This window comes from Brevibacterium sp. CSND-B09 (genome assembly GCF_052906525.1).
The window spans coordinates 15,844-41,688 of record NZ_JBREGI010000001.1 but is presented as its reverse complement, the minus strand read 5'-3'; the positions used below and the strand labels follow the sequence as shown (position 1 = coordinate 41,688).

General features: G+C 61.3%; 36 protein-coding genes and 4 tRNA genes. 19 read left to right on the top strand and 21 right to left on the bottom strand.

All coding sequences use genetic code 11. The features are described from left to right. Positions 1-142: 142 nt before the first annotated feature. From ACU4IU_RS00315 to ACU4IU_RS00215, 21 genes are all read right to left on the bottom strand, one after another. Positions 143-445 carry a hypothetical protein gene (locus ACU4IU_RS00315; protein WP_446655621.1) on the bottom strand — a complete coding sequence of 101 codons (303 nt, stop codon included), beginning with the start codon at positions 443-445 and terminating at the stop codon, positions 143-145. Positions 446-527: 82 nt separating this feature from the next. After that, positions 528-743, bottom strand: a complete 216-nt coding sequence (locus ACU4IU_RS00310; protein ID WP_446655620.1) for a hypothetical protein — start codon at positions 741-743, stop codon at positions 528-530. Next, positions 743-973 (bottom strand): hypothetical protein, encoded by a 231-nt coding sequence (locus ACU4IU_RS00305; RefSeq protein WP_446655619.1) that lies wholly within the window; start codon positions 971-973, stop codon positions 743-745. Before ACU4IU_RS00305 ends, ACU4IU_RS00310 begins: the two co-directional genes overlap by 1 nt. Positions 974-978: 5 nt before the next feature. Continuing rightward, positions 979-1,251, bottom strand: coding sequence for a hypothetical protein (locus ACU4IU_RS00300; protein WP_446655618.1), 273 nt, complete (start codon positions 1,249-1,251; stop codon positions 979-981). Positions 1,252-1,265: 14 nt separating this feature from the next. Continuing rightward, a complete protein-coding gene (locus tag ACU4IU_RS00295; RefSeq protein ID WP_446655617.1) occupies positions 1,266-1,463 on the bottom strand; it encodes a hypothetical protein in 198 nt (65 codons plus the stop codon). Between the two features lie 5 nt (positions 1,464-1,468). Then, a complete protein-coding gene (locus ACU4IU_RS00290; protein ID WP_446655616.1) occupies positions 1,469-1,681 on the bottom strand; it encodes a hypothetical protein in 213 nt (70 codons plus the stop codon). A 1-nt stretch (position 1,682) separates the two neighbouring features. After that, positions 1,683-1,937: a hypothetical protein gene (locus tag ACU4IU_RS00285; protein ID WP_446655615.1), complete on the bottom strand. Its 255-nt coding sequence runs from the start codon at positions 1,935-1,937 to the stop codon at positions 1,683-1,685. A 20-nt stretch (positions 1,938-1,957) separates the two neighbouring features. Next, positions 1,958-2,092, bottom strand: a complete 135-nt coding sequence (locus ACU4IU_RS00280) for a hypothetical protein (protein ID WP_446655614.1) — start codon at positions 2,090-2,092, stop codon at positions 1,958-1,960. Next, the gene (locus ACU4IU_RS00275; RefSeq protein ID WP_446655613.1) at positions 2,077-2,253 is read right to left on the bottom strand and encodes a hypothetical protein; all 177 of its coding nucleotides are present in this window, start codon (positions 2,251-2,253) and stop codon (positions 2,077-2,079) included. Before ACU4IU_RS00275 ends, ACU4IU_RS00280 begins: the two co-directional genes overlap by 16 nt. A gap of 1 nt (position 2,254) precedes the next feature. After that, positions 2,255-2,455, bottom strand: a complete 201-nt coding sequence (locus ACU4IU_RS00270; RefSeq protein WP_446655612.1) for a hypothetical protein — start codon at positions 2,453-2,455, stop codon at positions 2,255-2,257. 3 nt (positions 2,456-2,458) lie between these two features. Then, a complete protein-coding gene (locus tag ACU4IU_RS00265; RefSeq protein ID WP_446655611.1) occupies positions 2,459-2,782 on the bottom strand; it encodes a DUF7572 family protein in 324 nt (107 codons plus the stop codon). A 3-nt stretch (positions 2,783-2,785) separates the two neighbouring features. Beyond that, positions 2,786-3,088: a hypothetical protein gene (locus ACU4IU_RS00260; RefSeq protein WP_446655610.1), complete on the bottom strand. Its 303-nt coding sequence runs from the start codon at positions 3,086-3,088 to the stop codon at positions 2,786-2,788. Positions 3,089-3,329: 241 nt separating this feature from the next. Continuing rightward, on the bottom strand, positions 3,330-3,791 hold the full coding sequence (locus ACU4IU_RS00255; protein WP_446655609.1) for a hypothetical protein: 462 nt from the start codon (positions 3,789-3,791) through the stop codon (positions 3,330-3,332). A 1-nt stretch (position 3,792) separates the two neighbouring features. Continuing rightward, positions 3,793-4,047, bottom strand: coding sequence for a hypothetical protein (locus ACU4IU_RS00250; protein WP_446655608.1), 255 nt, complete (start codon positions 4,045-4,047; stop codon positions 3,793-3,795). 73 nt (positions 4,048-4,120) lie between these two features. Further along, positions 4,121-4,357 (bottom strand): hypothetical protein, encoded by a 237-nt coding sequence (locus tag ACU4IU_RS00245; RefSeq protein ID WP_446655607.1) that lies wholly within the window; start codon positions 4,355-4,357, stop codon positions 4,121-4,123. 261 nt (positions 4,358-4,618) lie between these two features. Beyond that, positions 4,619-4,801, bottom strand: a complete 183-nt coding sequence (locus tag ACU4IU_RS00240) for a hypothetical protein (protein WP_446655606.1) — start codon at positions 4,799-4,801, stop codon at positions 4,619-4,621. Further along, entirely contained in the window at positions 4,785-5,105 is a 321-nt protein-coding gene (locus tag ACU4IU_RS00235) for a hypothetical protein (RefSeq protein ID WP_446655605.1), read from the bottom strand. Before ACU4IU_RS00235 ends, ACU4IU_RS00240 begins: the two co-directional genes overlap by 17 nt. Beyond that, positions 5,102-5,530, bottom strand: coding sequence for a hypothetical protein (locus ACU4IU_RS00230; protein ID WP_446655604.1), 429 nt, complete (start codon positions 5,528-5,530; stop codon positions 5,102-5,104). Before ACU4IU_RS00230 ends, ACU4IU_RS00235 begins: the two co-directional genes overlap by 4 nt. Positions 5,531-5,696: 166 nt before the next feature. Then, on the bottom strand, positions 5,697-6,146 hold the full coding sequence (locus tag ACU4IU_RS00225; RefSeq protein WP_446655603.1) for a hypothetical protein: 450 nt from the start codon (positions 6,144-6,146) through the stop codon (positions 5,697-5,699). 288 nt (positions 6,147-6,434) lie between these two features. Then, positions 6,435-6,659 carry a hypothetical protein gene (locus ACU4IU_RS00220; RefSeq protein WP_446655602.1) on the bottom strand — a complete coding sequence of 75 codons (225 nt, stop codon included), beginning with the start codon at positions 6,657-6,659 and terminating at the stop codon, positions 6,435-6,437. Positions 6,660-7,408: 749 nt separating this feature from the next. Further along, positions 7,409-7,627: a hypothetical protein gene (locus ACU4IU_RS00215; RefSeq protein ID WP_446655601.1), complete on the bottom strand. Its 219-nt coding sequence runs from the start codon at positions 7,625-7,627 to the stop codon at positions 7,409-7,411. Between the two features lie 1,593 nt (positions 7,628-9,220). On the opposite strand from ACU4IU_RS00215, the gene ACU4IU_RS00210 reads away from it, so the two are divergent. From ACU4IU_RS00210 to ACU4IU_RS00120, 19 genes are all read left to right on the top strand, one after another. Beyond that, a tRNA-Gln gene (locus ACU4IU_RS00210) sits at positions 9,221-9,293 on the top strand. Positions 9,294-9,562: 269 nt separating this feature from the next. Beyond that, positions 9,563-9,636, top strand: a tRNA-Lys gene (locus ACU4IU_RS00205). A gap of 78 nt (positions 9,637-9,714) precedes the next feature. Next, a tRNA-Trp gene (locus tag ACU4IU_RS00200) sits at positions 9,715-9,786 on the top strand. 210 nt (positions 9,787-9,996) lie between these two features. Then, a tRNA-Asn gene (locus ACU4IU_RS00195) sits at positions 9,997-10,071 on the top strand. A 182-nt stretch (positions 10,072-10,253) separates the two neighbouring features. Continuing rightward, entirely contained in the window at positions 10,254-10,922 is a 669-nt protein-coding gene (locus ACU4IU_RS00190; RefSeq protein WP_446657566.1) for a phage terminase small subunit, read from the top strand. A 2-nt stretch (positions 10,923-10,924) separates the two neighbouring features. Further along, the gene (locus ACU4IU_RS00185) at positions 10,925-12,589 is read left to right on the top strand and encodes a terminase (protein WP_446655600.1); all 1,665 of its coding nucleotides are present in this window, start codon (positions 10,925-10,927) and stop codon (positions 12,587-12,589) included. A 14-nt stretch (positions 12,590-12,603) separates the two neighbouring features. After that, positions 12,604-14,058 (top strand): phage portal protein, encoded by a 1,455-nt coding sequence (locus ACU4IU_RS00180; protein WP_446655599.1) that lies wholly within the window; start codon positions 12,604-12,606, stop codon positions 14,056-14,058. Then, the gene (locus ACU4IU_RS00175; protein WP_446655598.1) at positions 14,048-15,082 is read left to right on the top strand and encodes a VG15 protein; all 1,035 of its coding nucleotides are present in this window, start codon (positions 14,048-14,050) and stop codon (positions 15,080-15,082) included. Before ACU4IU_RS00180 ends, ACU4IU_RS00175 begins: the two co-directional genes overlap by 11 nt. 24 nt (positions 15,083-15,106) lie before the next feature. After that, complete coding sequence (locus ACU4IU_RS00170) at positions 15,107-15,679, top strand: hypothetical protein (RefSeq protein ID WP_446655597.1); 573 nt, start codon at positions 15,107-15,109, stop codon at positions 15,677-15,679. 28 nt (positions 15,680-15,707) lie between these two features. Further along, on the top strand, positions 15,708-16,880 hold the full coding sequence (locus tag ACU4IU_RS00165; RefSeq protein WP_446655596.1) for a hypothetical protein: 1,173 nt from the start codon (positions 15,708-15,710) through the stop codon (positions 16,878-16,880). 26 nt (positions 16,881-16,906) lie between these two features. Next, positions 16,907-17,443, top strand: coding sequence for a hypothetical protein (locus tag ACU4IU_RS00160; protein WP_446655595.1), 537 nt, complete (start codon positions 16,907-16,909; stop codon positions 17,441-17,443). Further along, entirely contained in the window at positions 17,443-17,811 is a 369-nt protein-coding gene (locus ACU4IU_RS00155; protein WP_446655594.1) for a hypothetical protein, read from the top strand. The genes ACU4IU_RS00160 and ACU4IU_RS00155 overlap by 1 nt, the downstream gene beginning before the upstream one ends. Next, positions 17,804-18,094: a hypothetical protein gene (locus ACU4IU_RS00150; protein WP_446655593.1), complete on the top strand. Its 291-nt coding sequence runs from the start codon at positions 17,804-17,806 to the stop codon at positions 18,092-18,094. Before ACU4IU_RS00155 ends, ACU4IU_RS00150 begins: the two co-directional genes overlap by 8 nt. Beyond that, positions 18,091-18,633, top strand: a complete 543-nt coding sequence (locus ACU4IU_RS00145; RefSeq protein WP_446655592.1) for a hypothetical protein — start codon at positions 18,091-18,093, stop codon at positions 18,631-18,633. The genes ACU4IU_RS00150 and ACU4IU_RS00145 overlap by 4 nt, the downstream gene beginning before the upstream one ends. A gap of 1 nt (position 18,634) precedes the next feature. After that, the gene (locus ACU4IU_RS00140; protein WP_446655591.1) at positions 18,635-19,192 is read left to right on the top strand and encodes a phage tail tube protein; all 558 of its coding nucleotides are present in this window, start codon (positions 18,635-18,637) and stop codon (positions 19,190-19,192) included. A 110-nt stretch (positions 19,193-19,302) separates the two neighbouring features. Beyond that, the gene (locus tag ACU4IU_RS00135; protein ID WP_446655590.1) at positions 19,303-19,626 is read left to right on the top strand and encodes a phage tail assembly protein; all 324 of its coding nucleotides are present in this window, start codon (positions 19,303-19,305) and stop codon (positions 19,624-19,626) included. A 50-nt stretch (positions 19,627-19,676) separates the two neighbouring features. After that, on the top strand, positions 19,677-20,051 hold the full coding sequence (locus tag ACU4IU_RS00130; protein ID WP_446655589.1) for a hypothetical protein: 375 nt from the start codon (positions 19,677-19,679) through the stop codon (positions 20,049-20,051). Positions 20,052-20,061: 10 nt separating this feature from the next. Next, positions 20,062-24,912, top strand: coding sequence for a hypothetical protein (locus ACU4IU_RS00125; RefSeq protein WP_446655588.1), 4,851 nt, complete (start codon positions 20,062-20,064; stop codon positions 24,910-24,912). Next, on the top strand, positions 24,899-25,762 hold the full coding sequence (locus tag ACU4IU_RS00120) for a hypothetical protein (RefSeq protein WP_446655587.1): 864 nt from the start codon (positions 24,899-24,901) through the stop codon (positions 25,760-25,762). Before ACU4IU_RS00125 ends, ACU4IU_RS00120 begins: the two co-directional genes overlap by 14 nt. Positions 25,763-25,845: the final 83 nt, after the last annotated feature.

The following is a 25,845-nucleotide window of genomic DNA, read 5'->3' as shown; positions in this document are numbered from 1 at the left end:
TGTTCATGCTCCCGCTCGTTCGCTTGTCTGGGTTCACCCAGTGCAACCGGTACTTCTTCATGTGTTTCTCCAATGTCTTGATGTGTTCGGCCAACAAAAAGACGCACAGCTCGATGTCTGTGCGTCAGATAGCTGGTCGAGGTCAGTCGTCGGAAGGCTGTTCGCGTACTCGGTCGATCAGGATTCCGGCGATGGCGTACTGCATCGCAGCACCCGACCCGAACCGCTCGATCTTCTCGAAGATCGCCTGCGGCATGTCTTCCACGACGCTCTCGTCCTCGATCAAGAACTCCATGAAGATCGCAGCGGTGACGGCGCGGGTGCGTGCGGTTGTGATCGCAACCAGGTTCGCTTCGCGGTTGGAGAGTTCGATGCCCTCGTTGTCCAGGAACTCGGTCATGGTCGGCATGTCGGAGACGGACGTGGCGGTGGATGTAGCGGTCATTCGTTTCTCGTTTCTGTAGTTGGTAAAAAAAACGCCACGACGGTTGCCGTGGCGCGGGTGGTGCGGTTCGTGGGTGGTGGTGTTAGATCTCCACCATCCTCTCGGGATGTTCCCGTCCGTAGCGGGGGAGTAGGTCGTTCTCCAGCTCGATAGCATCGGCAGCTCGGCGGCGCAGCGTCATCATCGCAGCGTACCGCTCAGCCTGCTCATCGCTCCTCGCCCAGGCGATGACCAGCTCGTCGCTCGTCCAGCCCTGCATTTCCGGCATCAATAAGGCCGCGTCTGACATCATGCCCATCAGCTCACCGTCAGCTCTCGCACGGTGATCGTTCCGCCAGGGTGCCAGGTGAACTTGACGACCACCTCGCCACGCTCCGGGTCATTTGTGATGACAAGCACGTCATGCCAGTCATCATCGTCGCCCGGGGTCTCTGCCGTCTGTCCATCCAGGACATACGGCGCGTAGTCCTGGTGCCCAATCTCGTTGTCGATGAAGTCCTGCATCTCCGCAGGGATATAGGTTCTCACTCTGCTCAGACCCTCTCTGCTCTCTTGTGCTCCAGGTAGAGCGGGTGGTGCTCGTCGTCTTCTTCGTAGTCGCTCGTGGCGTGGGCATCCATGACACCCTCGGCCACATCGAACGCGCCCACCGCACTGAACAGCGCGATCAGGGGAGTGGCTTCACCGCAGCTCATGTTCGAGAAGATCTCCGTCTGCTCATACGGCATCGACACCGACCATGCAGCAGCGAGGTCTCTCGCGCAGTCCGCGATGTACCGGTTCAGGTTGTTCTCTTCGTTGTCCATCGTGACCATGCTGATCAGTCCCCTTTCGGCATCGTGTCGCGCATCTGATTCTCACCATCAGCCAGGTGCTCAGCCGGTGTCGCCCATGTCTGAATCTCGGTGTCCCAGTCATGGTCTTGCGCGTCACTGAGGAACAGATTGTCGCCCTCGATAAACGCCAGCGGTAGCGGCTCGTCGTTGTACCAGATGCCGATTGCAATTCCTCTTGCCATGCTGCTCAGCCCTCCATTGCTTCTTCGATTAGTTCGGTTGCCAGGGTGAATGCCCGGTCAATCTCCCGGGACTGTTCCTCTTGCGACTCGGCCGACTCCTCATCCCCGAAGTCGCGGGATGCCGGAGCGATGTGGCATGCCAGTTCCTCAGACCACTCACTCGCCGCCTGCAGCAGAGTCTCTAGCGCACTGATGCTGATCGTCACCGTCTCGCTCATGTCACTCGCCCCCGATGAACGTCACGCTCGGTTCGTCGGCGGCATCGTAGTCCTCGTGTGCCGCGTCATGCTCGTCCACCAGCTGATTGAGCACGTTGGCGGCGTTCATCTCGGCCCAGGTGCCATCGGCACTCTCCAGGAGCTCCGCTCCCCTCAGCTTCTCGACAGCGGTCAGCTGCTCGGGTGTCATGTCGTCCGTGTCCAGCTCGAAATCCTCGTAGCGGCGCACGTTCATTGCGCGGGTGATCGTGATCATTGCCATGTCTCTCGTCCCTCTCAGGAGAAAAGGCCATGCAGTGAAAGCATGGCCGTGATGATGATGGAGTCCTCTTCGACTCCGGTTGTTGCGTAACCGGGGAAGTCCCCGGTGATCAGCGTCTCGATGATGCCCAGCATCAGCTCAGCTCCCATCGGCCCACGCCATTGCCGTTCGCGTCGATGACGGTTCCACGCAGGAGTCCCGACTTCACATCGTCAACCACGTCGGCCAGGCAGCGGGCTACCTCAAAGCTCAGGGGCAGGTCTCCGTCCTGGAATGCGGCATTGGTTGTTGAGAATTCGAGCTTGAACATGTCAGCCCCTCACTTCGGTGTCGATGAAGTTGTTGTATCCGGTCTCGTTGAACTCGATGAACACGGCCCCCATGTGCTCGATCACGTCCTCAGCACTGCCGTCCCAGCCGCGTTCCTCCACGCCGTTAGCCAGGTCTCCGACGTACACGTTGGCGTGCGGCGGGAACTCTTGCAGTCTCTCGATCAGTTGCTTCACGGTCATGGCTCAGGCTCCAATCGCTTTCGTGATCTTGCTCGTGTATCCCAGGCCGTTGAGCGCACGCTCGTGGTCAAGCGCACCTCGGAATGAGCCGGGCATCTCGCTCCAGTCCAGAACCACCCCGGTCTCGTCGCACTGGAAGATGTAGGTCTCTGGGCCACTGAACGGCACGTCAACCGCAGAGACAATGACGTGATCAACCAGCGTCAGCACCTCGCAGTCTTCCGTGTAGTCGTACCGATCCCAGTAGTACGGCGGGTCAAGCTCGTAATGCTCGGCTCCGTCGTTCATCTCGTAGTTCGTCCCGATGTAGGTTGCCGTCTTCTGCATGGCTCAGACCCCCAGCTCTCTCATGCGTTCGGCCACGCCCTCGGCGATAGCCTCGTTCCCCATCTGATATAGGAACGGTGTGATGTCGGACCAGTCGCCGCAGGTGATGTACTCGTCGGCCAGGACGTTGCGCGTCCCATCATCGAAGTCCTCTTCGCCCAGGCACCCGTCCAGGTACTCGTCGATGGCCGTGCCCACGTCTACTCGACTGAACACGGCACCCGGAAGATCGAAGTGGCTCATGACACGGCTTGCCAGCAGCACCGCCTGGTCCTCGCTGTCGATCTGCTCGAGGATTTCGTCCACCCATGCACTCATGTCCCTCAGTCCTCCATGTTCGACTTGACCGTGACGGTTGCATCCGGCCTATTGGTCTCGATCCTTTCGGCGCACCGGTGCGCCAGGAACTCTTCGGTGAACCGCTCAGCGACCCGCCCGTTGACTCTCACGATCCATTCGAGTCTCATGTCTCTCTCATCCCTCGTCTCTGATTGATCGGTACACGACGGCCCACCACCTGCGCGGTGAACCGCGGAACACGAACCACTCAGGCGGTCAGCCCCTCGGCTGCGATTCCCTCGGCCTCCAGTGCCTTGCGGTGCAGGGCCAGAAGCTTCGCCCGTCCGTACCGCTTCGCCGGTTCGTCCGGCAGTGCAAGGAACTGCTTGTGCCCGACGCTGAACACCCGGCGCACGAACATACCGCCCGGTTCGGTCGATGCCTCAACCGCGTCCGTCGCGATCGAACGGTAGGTGTACTCGGGCCGACCCCACAGCTCGGCCCTGCCGTGGTGCGTGGTGCGCACCTCGTTGAACGTGCCGACGATGCTCCCCTCCGGGTGAGCCAGTCCCTCACCCGGGCCTACCACTCGGCGGCTCACCATCACGAACGTCTCGACACTCCGGTCGGTGCCACTCGGCAGGTCGTGGCACATGTCTCCCGGCTTGCCGTTCTCGATCAGCTCACCCAGGTTGCGGTGGACAGTCGGTGCTTCGGTTGTTGCGGTCATCTCAGAACCCTCCAGTCACTGCGGCGCACTCGTTGCGTGCCTTGTTGAACCGCTTCTTCGCGGCGACGGTGCGCTCACCGCCGTTGATGAACTCGTCAGCGTGAAGCACAGCCCCGGCGCACTTGTTCATCTGCGATTGGGTGAACTTCGGCTTAGCTGATCCCAGCCCAGGCGCGGCACTGGCACCGGCTATCCCGGTCATGCCGATTGCTACGCCCACCGCTGCACTGATGATTGCTGTCGTGATCTTGTTCATGTTTCTCAGTCCTCTTTCGTGTGTGTTGCTATGTCGATTACGAATGCCGCGATAGCGGCCATGAGTACGGCGATCATGCGGTGAAGTCCTCAAACCCGTTGCGCTCATACCAGTCCACGCACTCGCCATAGGTGCCGAAGTAGACCGTCGTGACCAGCCCGACCGCGTTGTGATACCACTCGATCCGATAGCCGTCGTCGGCATCGTCGAACGTGTTCGCCTCGTAGGTAGCGAGATCGTCCTCGTCCTCCATCTGATCGGGGTCGAGCTTCAGCCACACGTCAATGGGAATTGCAGGTGCGTTGCTCATTGCTCTCTCATTTCGCTCATGGTTTGCAGTTCCATGACCGGGCACCGGGATGGAGTCGGCTGGTCAATACCAGCGCGGCTCAGGTGCCGCCGATGCCCGATCAAAGCTCTGCAATCGCTCGTTACAGTCGGTAGGGGCAACCCCATCCGTTCGCCCCGCCGGGACGCAGACTCCATGCCGCGTCCATCACGTCAAGCCACCTGAACACGTCGGGCATGGTGGCTACCCGATCAGGCGCATGCCGTGCCACGATGTGCCCGCTCATGCGCCCACCGTCAGGCACTCGGCACCGTGGAACCGCACCGGTGCCAGCTCGCCCCGGGCATCCCGCACCATAGCGGTGAGCATTCCGTGTGTGTCCTGCGCTACGTTCTCGACTCGGACGTAGACGCTCTCGAATGCCAGGTGCATCCCTGCCCTGAGCTGATCAGCTGTGATCGGCATTGTTCTCTGCTTTCATCTCGTTCCAGATACGCATGACGTTCTCGTCGTGCTCCCAGCGCGGCTCACCGTCCGCATACGGCTCATGCTTGCCAGTCCGGTCGGTGAGCTGCCCGTCATAGGCCAGATCGCAGACGTACTCCAGCTCTGTGATGCCGTACTCGGCCATGTAGCCGAAGTCCCCGTCGTCCAGCTCAATCGCCCAGTCATGCACCGGGTCGGCCAGTTCCGGGCCCATCTCCGACTCGATCACCGCGATAGGGTGGTGCATCCACTCGTCGTGATGCCCAATGATCCAGGTGCTCATGCCGTCACCGCCGATGCCAGGGTGATGCACTCACCGCTCGCGCGGCTGAAGATCGCAAGCTCTTTGCGCTCATGCGCTTCATAGAGCGCGTCGATCAGCTGGTACTCAGGGAAGATCGTGGAAGCGTCCACATAGACCAGCCCACCGTCTACCCATACGCCCAGCGCGGCCGGGATGACGTTCTCGTCCTCAGCACGCTTGAGCAGGGCGGCGATAGCGTAGAACGCTTCGCGTCCGTCGAACTGCTCCACCGGGATGACCACCTCAGAGACCAGCCCACCGACCACGTACCCGCCGGGGGAGTTGAGTGTCAGCTCGTCCAGGTGCGCAGTCGCACCGTCGCCGGACTCGACCGCCGCAACGAACTTCCGTGCCGTCGCGTGGATGTTGTCGACGTTCCATGTATCGCCGTGCAAGAACTCCATCGTCTCTCTCCAGTTCGTGTACCGTAGCCGCGATACGCGGCATGATCTAACGCCTATCCAGGCAATCCCAGGCACCGGTGCTTTGCCGATGCCCAGGGAACCTATACAGACTCAATCGTCGGCGGATGCCAACAAGTAGTCAGACTCCCAAAACGACCAGCCCATCTCAGTCCTCCTCAGTCTCTTCTTCGACTTCTTCGGCCAGATTGATAAAGACGGCTTCGACCGCGCCACGCATGTCCCAGTAGACCGCGCTATACAGCTCGTTCAGGCTGGATGCCGGTTCGCCGTAGTGATCATTGAGCCAGCGGAAGCACTCGTCCACACCGGCGCGGCAGACCGCCGCTTCGATATCTGACGTGTAGATCAGTTCGGTCGGTTGCCACTCGTCCAGACCTCGGCGCATGTCCTCCGCGTCTTCGATATCCCAGTAATCCGACTTGATGTTCTCGATCACGTCATCGACAGCCCTGCGCAGCTCTCCGCCGTGGTTCAGTTCGGCGTAGTCCTCCGCTTGACGATCCAGTGACCAGCGGATCATATGGTTCACTGGGGTCTCGCTCTCGTCGATCCTGTTGATCAACCGCGTCTTGAAGCTGGGGGTGAACTCTGACATGACATCCTCCGATGTTCCGTAGCTGAGCTACGCCTGATGATTATGGGTGGTGCAGGGACTGATAAGTCCAAGCCCGACCACGGCCTAAGCCGTGAGCAGGGGAGAGCTATCAGATCGCGCTTTCTGCAAGAGCGCGGTATCGTTCCGGGCCTTTACCTAGGCGGCGGAGTCCACCGTTACTCTCTAAGATGTAGGACTCAACCGTCGCGTCGTCGCGCGGTTCGATAATCACAATGATGACCTCCGGGGGAAGTCCATCATGGTAGTGGGTGACGAATTTCTGCGCTCTCATGCGACGGACCTCAGGTAGCTCTCCCAGTCGCCATGTGTCGACTCGTCCCACTCCGGGTGATCCCGAAGGAAGAACTTGGGGCGGTCTGATGCCGCGTCCATGTAGCCGTCATACCACTCGACGCACTCGCCGCGCAGGTCGGCGCGGTCCAGTGCCCATTCGCTCCCGCTCATGGATGCACGCCAACCGCGATTGTAATCTTTCGTGCTGTAGTCGCTCATGTCATTCTCCAATGTGTACCGTAGCCGTGCTACGTCCCAAAAGTTTAGCGTGTCCGAACTCCCGAGTTGAACGGTATTGCCTAGAACCACTAGGCGAGGTAATCGGCTCAGCCGATATAGGGCCACCCCTACGGACAGTTAAAAGTTTGTGGTGTTGCTTTGCAGTTTTGGCACTGCCGTCTCACGTTCTCGTATCCGATTGGATGCAAGCATCCATGTCTCAACTACGCTTAGTGAGCCGTCCCCGGGGATCTATTCGTTCCCGGTCGCTTATGCCGATGTGAGCCGCATAAGTTGCTCTTGGACATCTGAGGTTCGTCCGACCGGTGATCTTAGCAACCATCCAATTAAGGTGGTGTCCCGGCTACCGCTACGCTCACGTAGCCAATTATCTTCGAGTGGCAAGCCCGGGTGTTCGATAAGGCGTATGTGACTGGACGTTCCGCAGCTATCGCTACGGCACCCCTAATGGAAGCGGGCTCCAGCGCAGACCACCTTATGTAGTCCCCAGTACTATTCGATTGTCAAGTAGCTCCCGATCAGTCCCTCAGCCGAGGGGAGCGGTGCTCCCGTCGTCCGAGTGGTGTCGGCATTTCGTGGTTACGTGATCGACTGTACCGTAGCCGAGTTACGGCTGTCAAATCGGTCTGTTTTCGGGCGATTCAAGTAGACCCCGCTGCCGTTCGTAACGCGACGGCTCCGGTGTATTCGACCAGGTAGACCGTCCGTTACGTGCGGACTGTGAGGATTTACATTCTCGATTCGCGCCGCTTGACCATCTTCGACACTTGTTCCCGGGTGATACCGGCGTAACCGGCAACCTCCGTGAACGTGTAATCCGCGTCTACCAGTTGGTAGATAAGCTCGTTGCGCTGTTCTACCAGGGCGAAATATACATCCCGCGCCTGGAGAGTTTCGTCCGCTACAGCGGCGAGTTTTCCCGCAATTTTTCCAGCATGATCAATCACGCTCCCACTATACAATTCTCAGTGCTCCCCAGCAGGGAAGCCGTGCCCAGACATAGCCGGGACTTTTGGTGTAGCTAGGTGTTGCGTGCCTGCGGTGACGGGGGAGAGGACGGGGGAACTTCCCAGATATGGCGGGGGATCGGTTATCCGATCATACGGCTGTGAGCTACGCGCTTCGCGATCTTCGCCCCGGTGGCCGTGATGCCCTGGTCTGTTTCTCGTCCTCACCTCGTCGTGCTGACATGGATCACTCTACGTAACCCGGCTACGGAACACAAGCCCAGCGTTCGCCCAGGTCAGAGCCATTGTAGCACGCGCCGCAAGCCGCTGACCTGCGGAAACGTCCGATCAACTACCGACGAAGTATTTCCGGAAACCTCGACGAGAAGAGCGTTTGCCCAGGTGAGAGGCCCAAAAAAACTTTTCAGCCCGGTTCGGCAGCCATGAGCGATGGATGCCCGGATGCACGCGTATGTGGGCATGCCCTGCGGAGATGCCGCTGAGACGAACGCTACGGGGTCCAGGACGGCCTAACGGGTCGGCCTGGGTCATTCTGTTCATCCGGCTCCGCGTTCGGCGCTCCGAGGTGCCCTGGAGTGCGTGCCGTGCCGCACGGCTTCGGCTTAGGTGTGCCTTAGTTAGGCCCGCCTGGCCTGCCTTGACCCCGCCGGGATCGGTGCTATCCTCGCGCGCCACGCGCCCGCCCGTCGTGCGCTGCGCGCACGCGCCTACCCGGGGGCGCACCCCCGCCCGCCCGCCCGCGCGAGACCGGTAGTGGTTAGCAGGAGCGGACGCTCCCGCTTCAGATGCTCATGCAACTGAGAACGATTCGCATCAAGAAAACGCGGCGCGGTCAATGCCGGCGAGGGTTCCAGGCCCTCGCAGCTGAAACCATTCGGGGGTGGTTCAACCAGATCTAAGCATACTCGCCTGAATATTATGACGGTGTGACGAAGCTCACACTCCATAGATGTGAATTTACCCCCCGGATTCACACTCTCTAATAAGTGAGAAGGAAACCTAGGGGGGTAAGGGGGGTGAGGAAGGATGAGCTCACTCCGGTTCGCGGCAGCGAACATGCCAGGGCTTGCGCCCTGGACGAAGCCGAAGGCGAGAGTCCAGGTGTTGGGTTTTCGTATAGAGGTTAAGAGGTTCGTCAGAACCTCCGCTTCGCTACGGTTCTTCCTCACAAGGCAATGACGGTGAGAGTCAAGGCAAGAGAGCTCCGGCTCCGCCGGCGCTCGATCATCAATCACTGGTCAAGGCAACGCGGAGCGCAGCTCCGCGGTACTTCTGCAAGCGGCGCGGCTTGATAGCCGCTTGCTACACACGCGCGAGAGCGCGTCTCTGATTTCCCCTCGGTTGAGACGGGTGTTGAGGCACGCGGGTTTCGTTTCCCCGCACTCCGCCCTGGCTCCCGAGGTGGACCCGACTGACTGCGGACAGTCGTTAAGCGTTCCGCAGCAGACTTCCCCGAGCACTACGCCGGCGACCGGAGTGTCGCGTCGGCTACTCGGGGTACAACTTCACCGGCAGGGTATCGCTACGCCCGGATGGTGACAGAACGGCCGGGACAATGGCGTCCCTGCCTGATGCTCGATGGTGTAACTGGAAACATCCCCGGCTCTGACCCGGGAGAGTGCAGGTTCGAACCCTGCTCGAGCAGCGTTGCGGAATCCCCGGCCAGGGAGACCGCATCAGGAAGTGGCAGAGTGCCGGCAGGGATGCCCCAGATCGTGGGGGCGTCCTATGGTAATGCGCTCGTTCAACGGCTCAATGTCGACGGATCCCAAGGCCAATCTGGTGGAGGGATCGCAGCCGGCGATCGAGGTAGCTCTCGTGAGTGGGTCCAGCTTGGCAGCAGGACGAGGCACTGGAGTTCTCAGCGTATGAAGCGATCCTCCAGTCTCGGGCTCATCACCCGGCTTCCACCACGGATCATTAGCTCAGTTGGCTAGAGCACCCGGCTCTTAACCGGGGGGTCGAAGGTTCGAGCCCTTCATGATCCACGAGGCTTACGGCGATCTGAGCCTTGCAATCAGATGCCCTTACCCCTTGGGGCTGGCAGCAGTGTCGGGGGTTTGCAAAGGGGTGTAGCCAAGCGGCTAAGGCAGCGGTCTCCAAAACCGCGATCGCGGGTTCGAGTCCCGTCACCCCTGCATCACGTCCAGTACCGCGCCTCGGCGCCCAGGGCTGGGCTTCATTCTCCTCGCGTGCCCCTCAGGGGCCTTTTGGCGGGGATATGCGGTTACAAAAACATTCTGCGCAGCCGGCGACGGCCGGTGAATGAACAAAAGCCATTAGCGAGTCGGGTCCCCGCATCATCGCTAACCGAGTTCAGGTGAGGTCTTGGCATAAAACCCGCACCTACCCAATTAGCTCAATGGCAGAGCAATTCCCTGTTAAGGAAAAGGTTCCTGGTTCGAGTCCAGGATTGGGTGCCAACAATCTATTTGCGTGTATTCGCCAATGACAAACGAGGGAGTTGTTATGGCTCAGGGCTGGTCGGGATCAACCCGACGAGAACGACTCCCCGCCGACTGGAACAGCCGGCGAGCATACATCTTCGAGCGCGACGGCTACCGCTGCCGTGCGCTGCTGCCGGACGGGCGACGATGCCCGGCCGATGCCACTGATGTGGATCACATCCTCGAGAACGACGACGACTCGTACTCGAATCTCCAGTCGCTGTGCAAGCGACATCACCAGACCAAGACGAGCAGCCACGCCGGCAAGCGATCGGCCCAGGCTCGCAAGGAACGTATACGCCATCCGCGGCGCCGGGAGCCTGAAGCTCACTGGCGCCCCGATAACGAAGGGGGTCCAACCTCCTGATCGAGTAACCCAGGAGGTTGCCATTCCCGCAAAGAAGAAGCGCTCTGAGGAGCGCACCGGTCATCGCACGAAGGCAGAACTGGATGTTGTGTCGAACGGGCAGATGATGCCGGTCCAGTGGCCGCGAGCCCCGAAGGGCTGGCACACCACGACGAAGCGACTCTACGACAGCGCCAAGAAGTCCGGCTACGCCCACTGGTATCAGCAGACAGACATCGAGCAGCTGCGGTTCAACCTCGAGCAGGTCGACCTCCAGCTGAAGTCAGGGCGACCGATGAGCGCGATGATGCTTCAGGTTGTCAATGCCCTGCTATCCGACCTCGGCTTCTCCGAGTCGGCACGACGCAAGGCGAACATCGAGCTTCAGCACCCCGAGGACAACCGCGAGGAAGACGCCCAGGTCACCCACATTGCGGAGTACCGCGACGGCCTCTCTGGTCCCGCGAAGCAGGTGGGATAGTCATGGCCCGCGATTTCAAGTTTGGCGACTGGAATCACAAGGTGCTGGGCAACACGTGGAAGGTCAACGACGACGGAACCTGGTATCTGCCCGAGCGCACGCTCGGGTGGGGGATCCTTGGCTGGTGCTCGAGCTACCTCAAGAACGAAGACGGAGACCCCTGGCGCTTCACGCCGGAGCAGGCTCGCTTCATTCTCTGGTGGTACGCCGTCGACTGCCGCGGGAAGTTCACCTACCGAACCGGCGTGCTGCAGCGGCTCAAGGGGTTCGGCAAAGATCCTGTCGCCGCGGCCCTGGCCCTCGTCGAGATGCTGGGTCCGGTGCGATTCTCCCACTGGGGTCCGAACGGTGAGGCTGTCGGCAAGCAGCAGCGCAGCCCCTGGGTGACAGTCAATGCCGTCTCCCAGTCGCAGACCCGCAACACGTCGAACGTCCTGAAGTGGATGGCAAGCCCGAAGCTCATCAAAGAGTTCGATCTCGTCATCGGCGTCGAGCAGGCAGTCGCCCTCGGCGGGCGAGCACACATCATCTTCAGCGCCTCCAGCTACCGAGCTGTCGAAGGCAACCGCCCCACCTTCTCCATCCTCAACGAGACCCAGCACTGGGTCGAGGGCAACCACGGCATTCTGATGTTCGAGACCCTTGAGGGCAACCTCACGAAGTCCCCGAACGGAACAGCGCGAATGCTGTCCATCACGAACGCCTACATGCCCGGCGAAGACTCCGTGGCCGAGCGCCAGCGGTTCGCCTACAACGAGCAAGAAGAGCTCAAGCGCATGTTTCCCGACATGCCGATCTACGGCGGCGAGATCTACTACGACTCGCTCGAGGCCGATCCCAAAACCCCCACTGATCCCGAGACGATCATCGAGGTAGCCAAGCACATCAGGGGTGACTCTGTGTGGCTGGATCCCGAGTCGATCGTCGGCTCGTTCATGAACCGCTCGATCGCGGTATCCCGCAACCGACGCATGTTCTACAACCAGGTCGTCGCGAAAGAGGATGCCCTCTTCGAGGAAGCCGAGTGGGACGAGTGCAGGATCCGCGACAAGGACAAGCTGGACCTGGCGCCGAATACCGAGATCGTTCTCGGCTTCGACGGCGGCAAGACGGACGACGCCACGGCACTGATTGCCAAGCGCGTCTCTGATGGCGCGATCTTCCCGATCATGATCTGGGAGCGTCCGCCAAAAGAGATCGAACCCGACTGGATCATCAACCGCGAAGAGGTTGACGCCTACGTCCACTTCGCGTTCCGCACGTTCAGGGTCCTCGCGTTCTACGCCGACGTTGCCCTGTGGGAGTCGTACATCGACTCCTGGACGAAGATCTACCGCGACCGCCTGGCGGTCAAAGCCTCGGCCAAGTCGCCGATCGGCTGGGACATGCGTGGCGGCATGAAGGCCATCACCAAGGAGAACGAGTCCGTCATGGACAAGGTGTTCGCCGGCACGTTCCTTCACAACGGCAACCGCGTCCTGCGCAAGCACGCACTGAATGCGCGGCGCCGGGAGAACAGATTCGGCACCACGTTCGGTAAAGAGTCCCGCGAATCCCCACTCAAGGTCGACGCCTACGCGGCGATGATCCTGGCCGAGCTCGCCTACCGCGACCTCGCCGAATCGGGACAGCTCAAGCGCCGCACCGGCCACGTCTATGCCTACTAATCCACAGGAGTTCAATGACTACCTCAGTTGACGAGGAGACCTCGACAACGCTCGAGTCGTATCTCGAACTTCTTCGCGACACCCTCGAAGCCGAGCAGGAAGTCACAAAACTCTGTGACGATTACGTTCGGGGCGAGCAGAACGACCCCTACTCAGCTGATGAGTACACGGAGGAATACCGTGAGCTGGTCGCTCGAGCGAAGACCAACATCATCCGCATCCCACCCATCGTCGTGGCCCAGGTCTCGGCCGTCGCCGGCTACCGGCGAGTCGAGGAGTACGACGAGAAGGGCGAGCCCAAGTCGGAGCCATTCCCGCAGGAATGGAAGGACCTGAAGCGGCAGCGCCTCGGTGTCACAGAGAAGCCGATCTACAACGCAGCCTGCACCTACGGTCAGGCATTCGTTGAGGTCTACAAAGACACCTTCGGTCGACCACGGTTCCGCCTGCTCTCGTCAATCAACACGGTCGCGATCTACGAGCACGCTGCTGCCGACGAGTTTCCCGTCGCAGCCTACGAGCTGGTCCAGCACCCGACAGACGACATCGAGGGTCTGGCCTACGGCTGGGACGAAGAGGCGAAGTACGAACTGCGCACCAACGAGAAGGGCGAGTGGGAGATCTCTACCGCGATCCCTCACAACCTTGGTAGCGCACCGATCGTTCGCTTCCCCTGCTTCCTCGACTCCGAGGGCCGAGCATCCGGCATCGTCGAGCACCTGATCCCCGGACAGGATCGAGTCAATCAGTCCGCGCTCGACCTGCTTACCGGCCAGGCTTACACCGGATCTCAGGTCTACACAGCCTCGGGCGTCCGCGGTGAGCCCGTCTTCGACGCAGATGGCAACGCTGTCATCGACGAGAACACCGGGGAGCAGGCAGTCCGCCCGCTCCAGGTCAGCTCCCGCAGGGTGCTCACCTCCGATGACCCGGGCGCGAGGTTCGGCACCCTCGGTGCCGGCGACCTCCGCTCCCTGATCGACTCCCTGGGCAACGCCCTGGAGATCTTCGCGATCACAGCGCAGATGTCCCCGTACATCTTCCACCAGGGCAGCTTCGACAACATCTCGGCCGACGCCCTTGCGGCGATCGACGCGCAGTTCCTGCGCCTGACCGGGATGCTGCATGACCAGTGGGCAGAGTCCTGGTGCTCTGTGCTCCGTCTCTTCTCTCGCATCAACAACGAGCCGGCTGGCGCCGAAGCCTACGACTCCGAGCTCCGCTGGGCCGACAAGACGATCAAGCCCTTCGCGTCCTACGCGGACGGCATCTCGAAGATCGCCGATCTCGGCATCCCGAAGCGAGGACTCTGGCAGATGGTGCCCGGCACTACGGCCTCAATCCTCCAGCAGTGGGATGAGCTCAAGTCCGAGGACGATGCCTACGGCATGGATCCTGACGATCCCGCCGGATACGAGCGCGAGATCCGCCAGTCCACCACCTCCAGAGAGGTGAGTGTTGGCGAGTGAGATTGAAGCAGTAGAGAATGCGTTCCGCTCCGCACAGGCCCGCCTGGGCCTGGCGGCGGGGCTGATCACCCGCGACGAGTGGCTGACACTCAATCCCGCGAACCCGAGCTCTGGCAGCTACGGAATGATGATGCGCCTGCTGCGGATCATCCTCGGGATCCGATCGGCCAGTCGTCGTCTCACGAAGTCCTACTATCGGCTAGCTCGCGCCATCGAGACCGGCTACACGCTGGACGAGGATGGCGAAGCCACCACCCTGGACGATCTCCGGGATGAGTTCGAGGCAGATCTCAACAGGGTCATGAGCCTCGACTTCGACTGGGACGACGCGACCGCGGAGGAGAAGTACCTCGCGGACGAGGCGAACAACCTCGCAGGCAAGGACAAGGACCAGTGGAACCCGGTCGAGCTCGAGGAATCCCTCGAGGACTGGCTGAGCTCGAAGGGCGAAGACGGCAAGGTCAAGGGCGAGAAGCACTCATGGGCCGACGATCGGATCCAGAGTATTGATGACGCCCTCAAGGCATTCAAGAAGGTCATCGGGGATTCCGGCATTACGGACCTCGAGAAGAAGATCAAGGCGCTCAAGCGCCGCTTCGGCGACGATCCTGACCGTCTGCTCGCGGAGATCACGAATGAGTTCCTGATCAACCGAGACAAGCTCGCCGGTGTCATCGACAAGTCCGGCATCGACTCCGGTCGAGAGCTGATCGACTCCACCATCGCCAAGGACCGGCGGGTCCGCGGTGTCGCAAGAGGCACCAGGTCGGACCCCTGCCACTTCTGTTCCATGCTCGCCAGCCGTGGATTCGTCTACGCCTCCGAGCGGATGGCCCTGGCCGGATGGCATCCGAACTGCCACTGCTACGCGATCGTGCGCTGGAGCGACAGCTCCGAGTTGCCCGAGCGAAACGAATACTACGCCCGCATGTGGAGCAAAGTCACGGCCGATTACACCGGCCAGGACAAAGCCAAAGCGTGGCGCCGCTGGATCACTGCCCAGCGAAACAAGACCAACTCTTAACAACCTCCAGGAGGGGTTTTCCTTATGGCAGATACCGAGACCAACAACGGCCAGGAGCCGCAGGTCGACGAGAAGACTGCAAGTGCCCAGAACGCCCAGGAAGGCGCCAACGAGAAGCCCGCTGGCAATGAGCCCGCCGAGCCCGTTTCGTCGGCACCTGAGGGCAGCGACGAGCTGCCTGACTGGGCTCGGAAGCAGCTCAAGAAGGCCCGCGACGAAGCCGCGTCATACCGCGTGCAGCTGCGCGAGGTCGAAGAGAAGTTCAAGGGCGCGAAGACCGATGCCGAACTCGAGGAGCAGCTGAAGCCGCTCCAGGAAAAGCTCACCGCTCAGGCGGAAGCGAACGCCGAGCTCGAGCGTCAGCTGATCATCCGTGACTACGGCCTCGACAAGGACCTTGCCGAGTTCGTCACCGGTGAGAACGCCGAGGAATGGGAGACGAAGGCGAAGGCCCTCTCCGAACGCCTCGGCGCATCCAACAGTGAGAAGCGGTTCGGCCCCGGGCGTCCCCCCGCCGGTCGATTCGGCAATGAGCAGCGGGTCGAAGCCGACCCGAAGAAGACGGCTCAGTCCGTCTACTCCCGCCACCGCGACTGACATCCAATCCCTCTAACAGGAGATTCATTTGGGCTACATCGAACACACCACCGTCAAGCCGCAGACCATCGCGGATACCGGTGTCGAAATCCTCAAGCTGCGCTCCGTAGCTTCCAACCTCGTCACCCGCCAGGGCTTCGAGAAGTTCACCGGCCAGGAAGGCGACACGATCAACGTGCGCGTCAAGGGCTCGCTGCCTGTGCGTAACTACGCATGGCGCAACGATCGCACCCAGCCGCTGATCACCGACACGATCAAGGACACGATCGTCCCAATCAAGGTCGAGCTCGATCGCAACTACACCGGCCTGAAGCTCATCGACGAAGCGAAGCTCTTCGACTGGGACGGCTCGTGGGGCGACCTCTTCGAGCGTCAGACCGACGCTCTCGTCAACTACAACGAGGCGAAGATCGTCCAGCAGGTCGTCAACGCCCCTTACGAGGTTGTCCGCAACGTCAACATCTCGGAGACCGAGACCAAGAAGCAGATCAGCCTCAACCGCGACACGATCTTCAACGCCTTCGTGGACGCCAAGGCCGACCTCAAGAAGCTGCGTGCCCCCGGCTCCGGCTACGTCTGCCTCGCAGGCTCGACCTTCGTCGCCGAGCTGCAGAAGAACCAGAAGCTCGTCACTGCCGAAGGCAACGGCGACTCGGCTCTCTCGTCTGCAACTGTCGGCACTCTCGCCGGCGTGACCGTCGTTGAGGATCCACTGATCCCCGAAGACGAGGCGCACATCTTCACCAAGACTGCGTTCATCTTCTACAACGCAGCTCCGATCGTTCCGTCCTCGGTGCCCTACGGCGCCGCTGCTGCTGCCGGAGGCTTCGCCCTCCGCTGGCTGATGGACTACGACACCAGCTTCGCGACTGACCGCTCGCTGTTCGACACCTTCGTTGGTTACGACTACACGAAGGACTTCATCGAGATCCAGGACGAACTCGGTCGTCCGCACGTCTCCGAAGAGTCGTTCTTCACCCGCGGCGTGAAGCTCAAGCTCGTCACCTCGGCTACCGCCGACAAGCTCCCGGGCAACGGCGATGCCTCGACTCCGGGCGGCAACCCCGAGTCGTACCTGGCTCTGGCCTACAACAAGAAGAACATCACCGCTGCCGACCTCGGTGTCGGACAGCCTTTCCCGGGCGTTCTCAACGTCCCTGGCGTGATGAAGGCCGACGCTGAGGCTCCCTCCGAAGGCTGATCCTCCCCTCTAGTGGCAGGAGCTACATGAATCCAGAACCCCTATCAAGGCTGGAGGACGTTGCCGCTAAGACGGGTGAGGTCATCGAGTCCGAGCAGGACATCGCCCTCGCCAACGCCATGATCGAAGCTGCCTCCGCGCAGGTTCGACTCTACGGTCAGGCGTGGCCGACCAAGGCCGACGCCCCGCACATCGCTCTGGTGATCACCACCTCAGCAGCCGCTCGCGGCTTCCTGAACCCATCAGGTTTCTCGATGGAGCGTTCAGACTCTGTGACCCTGCAGCGTGCAGACATGTACGCCGCGGACGTGGAGCTGACCCCGAACGAGAAGTCGATGCTCAGGCAGGCCGCGGGCGGCGTGTCGACCGTCTCGTCGATCCCGATCACCCTCGGGCAGGAGCGATTCATCCCCCGATCGAAGGGGCGTGGTCGTTCCCCTTTCGGGTTCGCTCGTCGTCAGCAGGAATCCGCCGTGCAGCTAAACGACGGTAACGAGACCCCCTTCCAGTTCTTCTCCGAAGAGGACCCCCAGTGGGGGACTCCGATGGAAGGGGGCTCCTGATGGCGAGATCACGCCTAGTCGATAGAGGCAGTGAGGAAGTCAGGATCACCCCGAGCCGCCTGGTCTACGACGCCGACGAGAACCCCATCCGGGTCGCCGGCACCGAGTCGTACACCAGGCGCGTGACGGTGGCTGAGGATCGGCAGGCAGACGCCGAGCTTCCCGGCCAGGTGTCGAACAAGATCGTTCGACTCACGCTGCGCGATGCCCCGGGGCTGGACTCCTACGCGGAGGTCTGGTTCCGGGGTGAGCAGTGGGATCTGGCGAATCCGCCTCACTTCTCAAACGGAGTCTCGCGTGCGATCAAGCACGTCGAGATCTCGCTGCGCTCAAGGAACAAGATGCCGAGAGGAGTGGTCGATGGTTAACATCCGCTGGTACTACGCCAGGACTGGCCCCGGCCAGGTGGCAGAGATCGCGTCCTACACGACACCGGTCAACGCCAAGCTCTCCGCAGAAGCGCACCGCATCGGTGCGAGTGCGAAGGCAATCCTCAACTCCGAGCCGAAGATCCGAACCGGCGATTCGCAGGTCACGGTCGAGAAGCACGACCTCGACTACTACGTCCTCCTGGACGATAGCGCAGGCGAAGGCAAGGGCGGCGCAGCCGGCATCGAAATGCGCTTCGGTGTGCTGGGGAGGTCCATTTGACCGACCTGCTCTACCCCGCATTCGGCCCAGTCCATCGACTGGGCCTCGGCATTATCCGCGACTGGTTCGCCGGCGTAAAGGACGAGGGTCGCCCCGTCACTATCGGCTCGAGGATACCTGCGGATCTGAGCGAGAAGATGCCGTTCGTCATGGTCCGCGCCGATCGCCGCTCCGGCATGGAGTCGGCAATGTCCCGCGATGAGCGATTCCTCAAGGCCGCAAAGATCTCGGTCGAGACATTCACCACCGGACTCAACGCAGAGAACGACGGCTACGACATCCAGGAGTCGATCCGGCTTGCCATCTGGCAGGCATGGCGCGAGCAGAAGGTCGTCGATGACGCGGGAAGCATCTCGCGCATCGTGGCCTCCACCGAGGCCGCGCTCGTCTCCGACTACGCAACCTCCACTGGCGTCGTTCAGTACGCCTCTCTCCCGAAGGGTGCAGCCAGAACCGAGGCGATCTATCAGATCCTCGTTCGTCCGCCTGATCAGGCAACCCTCACGAACCCCTTCATACCCGAAATAGCTAGGAGCTAGTTTGGCACTCAACAACGCTGCGGTCGTCAAGGTATCGACCGCCCACTTCTTCACTGCCCCTGTCGGAACTCCGTTCCCCACCGGCGGCGTCGCCGAGACGCCCTGGGAAGAGATGGGTCACACCCCAGTCTCCGACATCCTCTCGATCACCTTCGAGGGTGGCGAAGCCACGACTCTGGGATCCCTCCAGAACTCTGAGCTTCGTACCGCCCGGTCGCCGCGCACGGCGACGATGAACATGTCGCTTCTGCAGTGGGACACCCCCGGTAAGAAGCTGTTCCTCGGCGCGAACGCGATGGTCGATTCCGAAGGTCGCGTGGGCCCGGCCGCAAGCCCGACTCCCACCGAGACCGCCGTGTACATCCTCGTCGAAGACGGCGACAACTACATGGACATCGTGCTCCCGAAGGCCGAGATCATCGGCACCGGAGATCTTTCTCTCGCTGACACGGAATCCCTCGCGGCCCTGCCGCTGGCGATCACCCCGCTGCGCCGAGACGAGAACACCGCTCCGTTCTATGTCGGTGATCTCAAGCCGAAGGCCGACGCCGAAGGCTGATCCGCGGGCCTAGCGGCCCCTAACGCTTCCCCCGCCTCTGTTCATTGGGTCTTTCAGGGGCGGGGGATTCCACCCCGCAAAGACCCAGACCCATAAGGAGAAGACCCAACATGAAACTTTCAGACGCACAGGCAGCAGCCGACAAGAAGTACGCTCCTCTCGGAGTCGAGCTCGACGATCGCACCGTGGTCATGCGAACCCCGGTGCGCCTCAGCAAGGACGAGCGCAAGAAGCTCGTGGCCGCAACGAAGGCCGAAGAGGCTGAGGATCCGATCGACACGATCGAGGCCGCGTTCCGCGTCGTCATCGCCAAGAAGGAAGATGCCGACGCCCTGATCAACGCCATCGGAGGCGACCTCGGAGTCGCCCTCGAAATCTTCAACGCTTTCAGCGAGGAGTCGCAGCTGGGGGAAGCCTCCAGCTCGGAGAACTGATAGACGAACATGCCGGGGAGCTGTATGCCGATTTCCATTCAGAGTATGGATTGAATCTCATTGAGATCATCGCTGATTGGGATGAACCCGAGTCCAAGGATGGACCGGGGAGGTACTACAGCCCCCGGCTTTTGTTGTCTCTAATCTCCGAGCTCTCGCTCGACTCACGGTTCGCCGCGGCCAAGCGGCCAGGCGATTACCACGAATGGCGCATGTGGGCGTCCCGCACCTTCCAGGCTCAGATGCTCGCCGGCCTCTTCAACTGGCAACAGATCCACGCGATCGGCGCACTCAACTGGGGCGACAAGCCGCCAGAGTTCCAGCCCATGCTCGATCCGAGCAGCGAGGCGAAGGAGCCTGAGAAGCCAGAAGAAATGTCGCTGTCTGAAATCTCCCAAAGAATCGCCGCCCAATGGCGGGGGTAGGTAGGCATATGTGGCACTAAAACTTATCGGCGCCGTAGGCGTCAAGGTCAGGCCGGAGGCCGAGGACTTCAGGGATGAGGCCGAGCGTCAGCTCAGGCGCCAGCTGAAGGACGGCTATGACATCCCGGCCGAGATCAAGCCCGAGATTGATCGGGACAAGCTCAAGCAGGAGCTTGAGAAGCACAAGCAGCAGATGCGTCGTGACCTCGAGGGGATGACGAAGAATCTGCAGATCTCCGTCCCCGAGGTTCAGTCGGGGAAGTTCACCCAGTCCACGCAGAAGATCCTCAAGGAACACAAGAAGCTCCACCGCGAGCTCGAGGACGTTACGAAGAAGTCCGTAGAGATTCGACGCAAGGCTGAGGCCAGCTTCTACGAGACATCGTTCGCCTCAACCTCCGGCCTCAAGGGCCGCAAGGCGATCCTCGCCGCAGCTGAGGAGTTCCGCCAGGCTGCGGAGCAGGTCTCGAACGCATGGGACAAGACGGACCAGGCATCGGCCCGAGCGATCCGCCGCTACGTCTCCACACTCAACCAGGCACGCGATGCCCTCGGCCAGGTCCATGACCGCCAGCAGGTCATCAACGATGCCAACTTCAAGAAGCCCGAGAGGGCTCTGCGTCAGCTCGCCCATGAGGGCGATCAGGTCACTACGATCTACGAGTCGGTCGCCAAGGCCGTCCGCGAGGTCGGCATCAAGGGCGCCGCGAAGAAGCTGAACATCGACACAAACCTACTCAAGGCGTGGAAGGATGTTCAGCTCTTCCGTCACGAGTGGGACCAGATCCCCGAGAAGGGCCGCAAGGCTCTTGCGGTCAAGCTCCAGATGGAAGACAACACCGCGATGGAGAAGATCGAGGAGAACCTTCAGGGCCTCCGCGATCGCCTTCAGGGCATGTCTGCCACGGAGGTGCGCGAGTCTCTTGCGCAGATGCGCCGCACCGGCAGCAAGTACCTCGACGAGTTCGAGCGAGAGTGGCAGGGCCGGCTCGACCGAGCCAAGCGCGTGAACCAGAAATGGGAACGCCAGTCCTCCGTTGACACCGGGCTCGAGTACGAGGATGCTCAGGTCTTCAAGGAAATCCAGAAGCAGATCGACAAGCTCAACAAGTCGGTCAAGGACTTCTCGGTCGGCGACCTCCGCCGGCAGATGAAGGCGCTGAGCCAGGACCTTACCGAGCAGGAAGTCAAGGACATCAGCCGCCTGTCGAGGGCGTCGGGCCTTGCCGAAGAGGAGCTGCAGCAGCAGCTCATGGATCGCAAGAAGATCCTCAAGCAGATCTACGCAGATGAGTGGCAGAACCGCCGCCGCTCGATGCTCAACTCGGGCTACCTGCAGACACCTGGCAACATCAGCCAGGACTGGCAGGACAAGCTCAGCCCGTCCGACTCGGACTGGCACCGCATCAAACGCGAGTACGAGCAGAACTCCAAGGCGATCATTCACGACAGCTTCGGCCAGGAGATCAAGAATGTCCCGCTGTGGCTGAAGCGCCACGCTGGCGATGCCCTCGCAGAGATGCGAGATCGCGCCCGCATCGAAGCCGGCGTCTGGGCCAAGGAGAACATCGACACCCAGGCGATTGAGAATCGCCGCATCGAGGCCGAGTTCGAGCGCCACAACCGTGCGCTGCAGGCCGAGGCCAACAAGACCCGCGGTGCGTGGGATGGCCTGAAGTTCGGGATGGATAGCTACCGGGCGAAGATCGCTGGAGTTGTCCAGGACCTCGCCAGGAAGGTCGATGCCCGCATTCCGATGAACATCGACTTTGACCCGACCGGCAACGGTCGGATGCAGAGCCGGTTCAAGGATGCTCTCGACAAGATCCGCCACCAGTTCCACCAGGCAGTCGAGGACATGGACGGGGCTGAGGCTGAGATCAAGCCGACGCTGGATGACTCCAGCTACCGCATCGCATGGGCTCAGCTGAAGTGGCTCTCTCGCGATCGGATCGCAATGATCCACGTGAAGGTCAACTCCGCGTCCGCGAAGGTTGCAGAGCAGGTCCTTCGATCCGCGTACAACCTGTCCGGCGGTCGCGCCGGAGTCGACTTCATCAAAGACCTCGGCAAGTACGTCCGAGACCTCGACAAGCACGTACCGGCAATCGGTGCCATAGGCACTGCAGCAGTCGCCGCTTTCGGCGGCGTAACCGCGCTCGTCGGATCTGTCGCCCATCTCGCGAACGAACTCGTTCGCATGTCCGGTGCAGCCCTCGCGCTGCCTGGAATCCTGGGCGGATTCGCAGTCGGTATCGGCGTGATGATCGTGGCACTGAAGGACTTCGGTCGTCAGATGCCAGAGATCACCAGCGACCTGTCCGACCTGGCTCGAGAGATCGAGTCGAACTTCTGGCAGGAAGCCCGAACCCCGATGCTCGATGCGTGGAACAAGGCGTTCCCGCACTTCAAACGCGGCGTCGAGGAGACGGCAACGTCTCTGGGCAAGTGGACCGCGGCCTTCTCGAAGGCGTTCGGTCGGCACTTCGATATGGGTGCGTTCGACAAGATGTTCGGCAACCTGAACAAGTCGATCGACATCGCATCCCTGGGACTCGACGACTTCGTGAAGTCGATGTCCATCCTCGGCCAGACCGGCTCCGAGTATCTGCCGCGACTGGCAATGTGGGCCAACGATGTTACCGCCGGCTTCGCCGACTGGGTGGAGAACGCCCAGAAGACGGGCAAGCTGAATGAGTACATCGACACCGGCATCCAGAAGCTCAAGGAGTTCGGCGTCATCGTCCGCGAGGCGGGCGAGCTGGTCTACATTCTCGGATCGGCCGCGGAGCGTGCAGGCTTCTCCGGCCTGGGCGAGATGGCCCGAGGTCTCGAGGACTTCAACGAGAAGCTGAAGACAGTCGAAGGGCAGCAGGTTCTCGACCACCTGTTCGACGGCGCAGCGAGAGTCGCTGACGGCTTCAAGCGTGCCGGCTCCGCAGTCGGTGACTTCGTTTGGAATAGCTCGGACCTGATCAAGCACCTGTCCACCGTTGTCGGCGACATGATCGGCGACACCTTCGAGGACTTCTTCCAGGCGTTCCAGCGTCCAGAGTTCACGAAGGGTCTCATGGACTTCTTCGATGGCATCTCTTCGGGCGTCGGAAAACTGTCCGATTCAGCCCCAGCAATTGCGGATGTAGCAGGAGCCCTTGGCACCCTGGCGGGCGCCGTTGCCGACAACCTGGGTGATGTCATCGGCTCGATCTTCGAGGCTCTAGCCGACGTTCCGCCGGAGACTATTGAGGATCTGGCTGACGCTATCGACCAGCTCGGCGACGGGCTATCGGCGATGGTTGATGGACTCGGTGAGGCAGGCATCATTACCTCCGCGCTCAACCTCTTGGGTGACGCAGCGATGTTCGCCGGCGGCGCCCTCGAGTTCATGGGTCGATCCCTGGAGATCTTCAGCAGCGATAAGAGCTGGGAAGGCAAGGGCAAGGATGCCATGACCCTTTTCGATGACCTGATTGAGGCGGACATTCCGTGGATCTCGTGGGCAATGCAGATCAACAAGGACATCGCCATCGCCGGCGGCACCATTCTGGCGGCGCTCAAGAACTTCGACACGATGGTTGAGCCGGCCCTCCGGGACCTCGTTGGCGGCTGGACCGAGAAGCTGATAGGCAACCGGGAGATCGGTGAGCAGATGGTTCACTGGCTGCTGAACCCGTTCGAGGCACTGGGCAGGATCGGCGGCAATATCAGTGACCACATCGAGAACGCCAAGGCCATCATCAGGAGCAAGTGGGACGAGTTCACTGGCTGGCTGTCTGACCTGTTCTCTGGCAATAGTTCCGCTGGTGATCTTGCCGAGAATCAGGGCACCACGTCCCTGCTCAATGGCTTCAACATCGACGGCATGGGCGAGGAGTTCCAGCGGAAGATCGACCTGGCTCGCGACTGGATCTCGTCCAAGTGGGCTGAGTTCAAGTCCTGGCTCGGTGGCCTCTTCGGAGGCGGCGAGGGCGAGAGCAGGTTCGAGATCGTCATGGACATCATCATGGGCGCGATCGACAACGCCTCCGGCGTGATCAGTGGCGTCGTGAACTTTGCCGGCGACTGGGTTGCGAACAGGTGGCAGGGCGTCCTGACCGCCCTCGACAATGCCCGCACGACGATCACTCGGGTCAAGGATCAGGCGCTGAACTGGGCCCGAGGTAAGTACCAGGGAATCCTGACCGCGCTTGATAACGCTCGGACCACGATCACGAGCGTGAAGAATCAGGCTCTGAACTGGGCGCGTGGCAAGTACCGCGGAGTCCTGACGGCCCTGGACAATGCCAAGGGCACGATCGCGACAGCGAAGAGCAAGGCTCAGAACTTCGCGAGCGGCAAGTACCAGGCCGTGCTCCGCGCACTGGACAACGCATCCAGCATCGTCTCCGGGGTCCAGCGGAAGATCAACGCCCTAAAGGGCAAGACCGTGAACATCGTGACGAACATGATCACGAAGGTCAAGAAGATCTTCTCGGCTGACGGCAACTTCATGCCCGAGGTGAAGAAGTTCGCTGACGGCGGCATCGAGAAGCATGTCGCGCAGATCGCCCCGGCAGGGGCCATGCGCGTATGGGCCGAGCCCGAGACCGGGGGAGAGGCGTACATCCCTCTCGCCAAGTCGAAGCGCACCCGCTCAGAGCAGATCCTCGCAACGGTCGCAGACAAGTTCGGTATGCGCCTCGAGCGCTACGCGAACGGATCCGACCCCAGCGGAAGCCGGCAGATCAACGCCCCGTCCGGCGACACCTACAACCTGGAGTTCAACAACGTGCCGATGAATCATAGCGAAGAGGTTGCCTCGGAGCTCATGTTCAACCTGAAGCATCTGAAGAGAGGAGGTGGGGCCGGTGCCTTCGCTTGAGAAACTGGAGGTCGGTGGCCTCACCTTCAAGGACTTCACGAACCTATGGGTGCGCGAGTTCGAGATGGGAGCCGAGACCGTCGAGACCAGCGATCTCGAGAACCCGTCCTACGACGACACCTATCTGGGTGTCGACTTCCATCGGGGCCCGACATGGACCTTCGAGTTCATTCTCGAAGGCAAGACGGAGACCGAAGTCCAGGACCTGCTGGACCGCGTGAAAGCGGTCTGGCGGAACCCGGCCTACACCAAGGTCGCCGGGACGCCCGTCGAGCTGTACTACACGATGGCAGGGCGGCGGAAGCTCGTCTATGGACGACCCCGCCGCTTTGCGGTGTCGAACGTTCAGACCATGCAGCAGGGATATGTGTCCGTGCTCGCCGAGTTCAAGCTCTCAGACCCGCTGAACTACGAAGCAACCTGGGATACGAACCGGCTCGAGTCTGTGCCACCGGATACCCGCGGCCTCGAGGAGTACCTGACCGAGGACACGCTCACCACCGAGGTGGGCGGAACCCGGCAGGGTCAGCTCGGAGTCATAGCAGGAACGGCGCCGACGCCGTTCAAGGTGACGATCTACGGGCCGATAACCAACCCCGGCTTCACCATTGCCGGCAGGCGCTACCAGTTCAATACCACGCTGGCAGCGGGTCAGCGCCTCGAGATTGATTCCCGACTGGGAACGGTCAGGCGCAATGGGACAACGAACATGATCCACACCATGCAGTCCCCGACCCCGATCAAGAACATCAGGCTCACCCCCGGCAAGGCCGTTGAGGTGTCGTTCTTCGGGGTGGATCCCACGCTGACTGCCTACGCGGTGTTCGCGTACCGACCGGCTCGCTACTGAGCCAACCCACCTGAGAGAGGGAGGTCCTTCGGGGCCTCCCTTGTCTCTGCCCAAAAACTTTATAGGAGAACGAATTGGCCCTT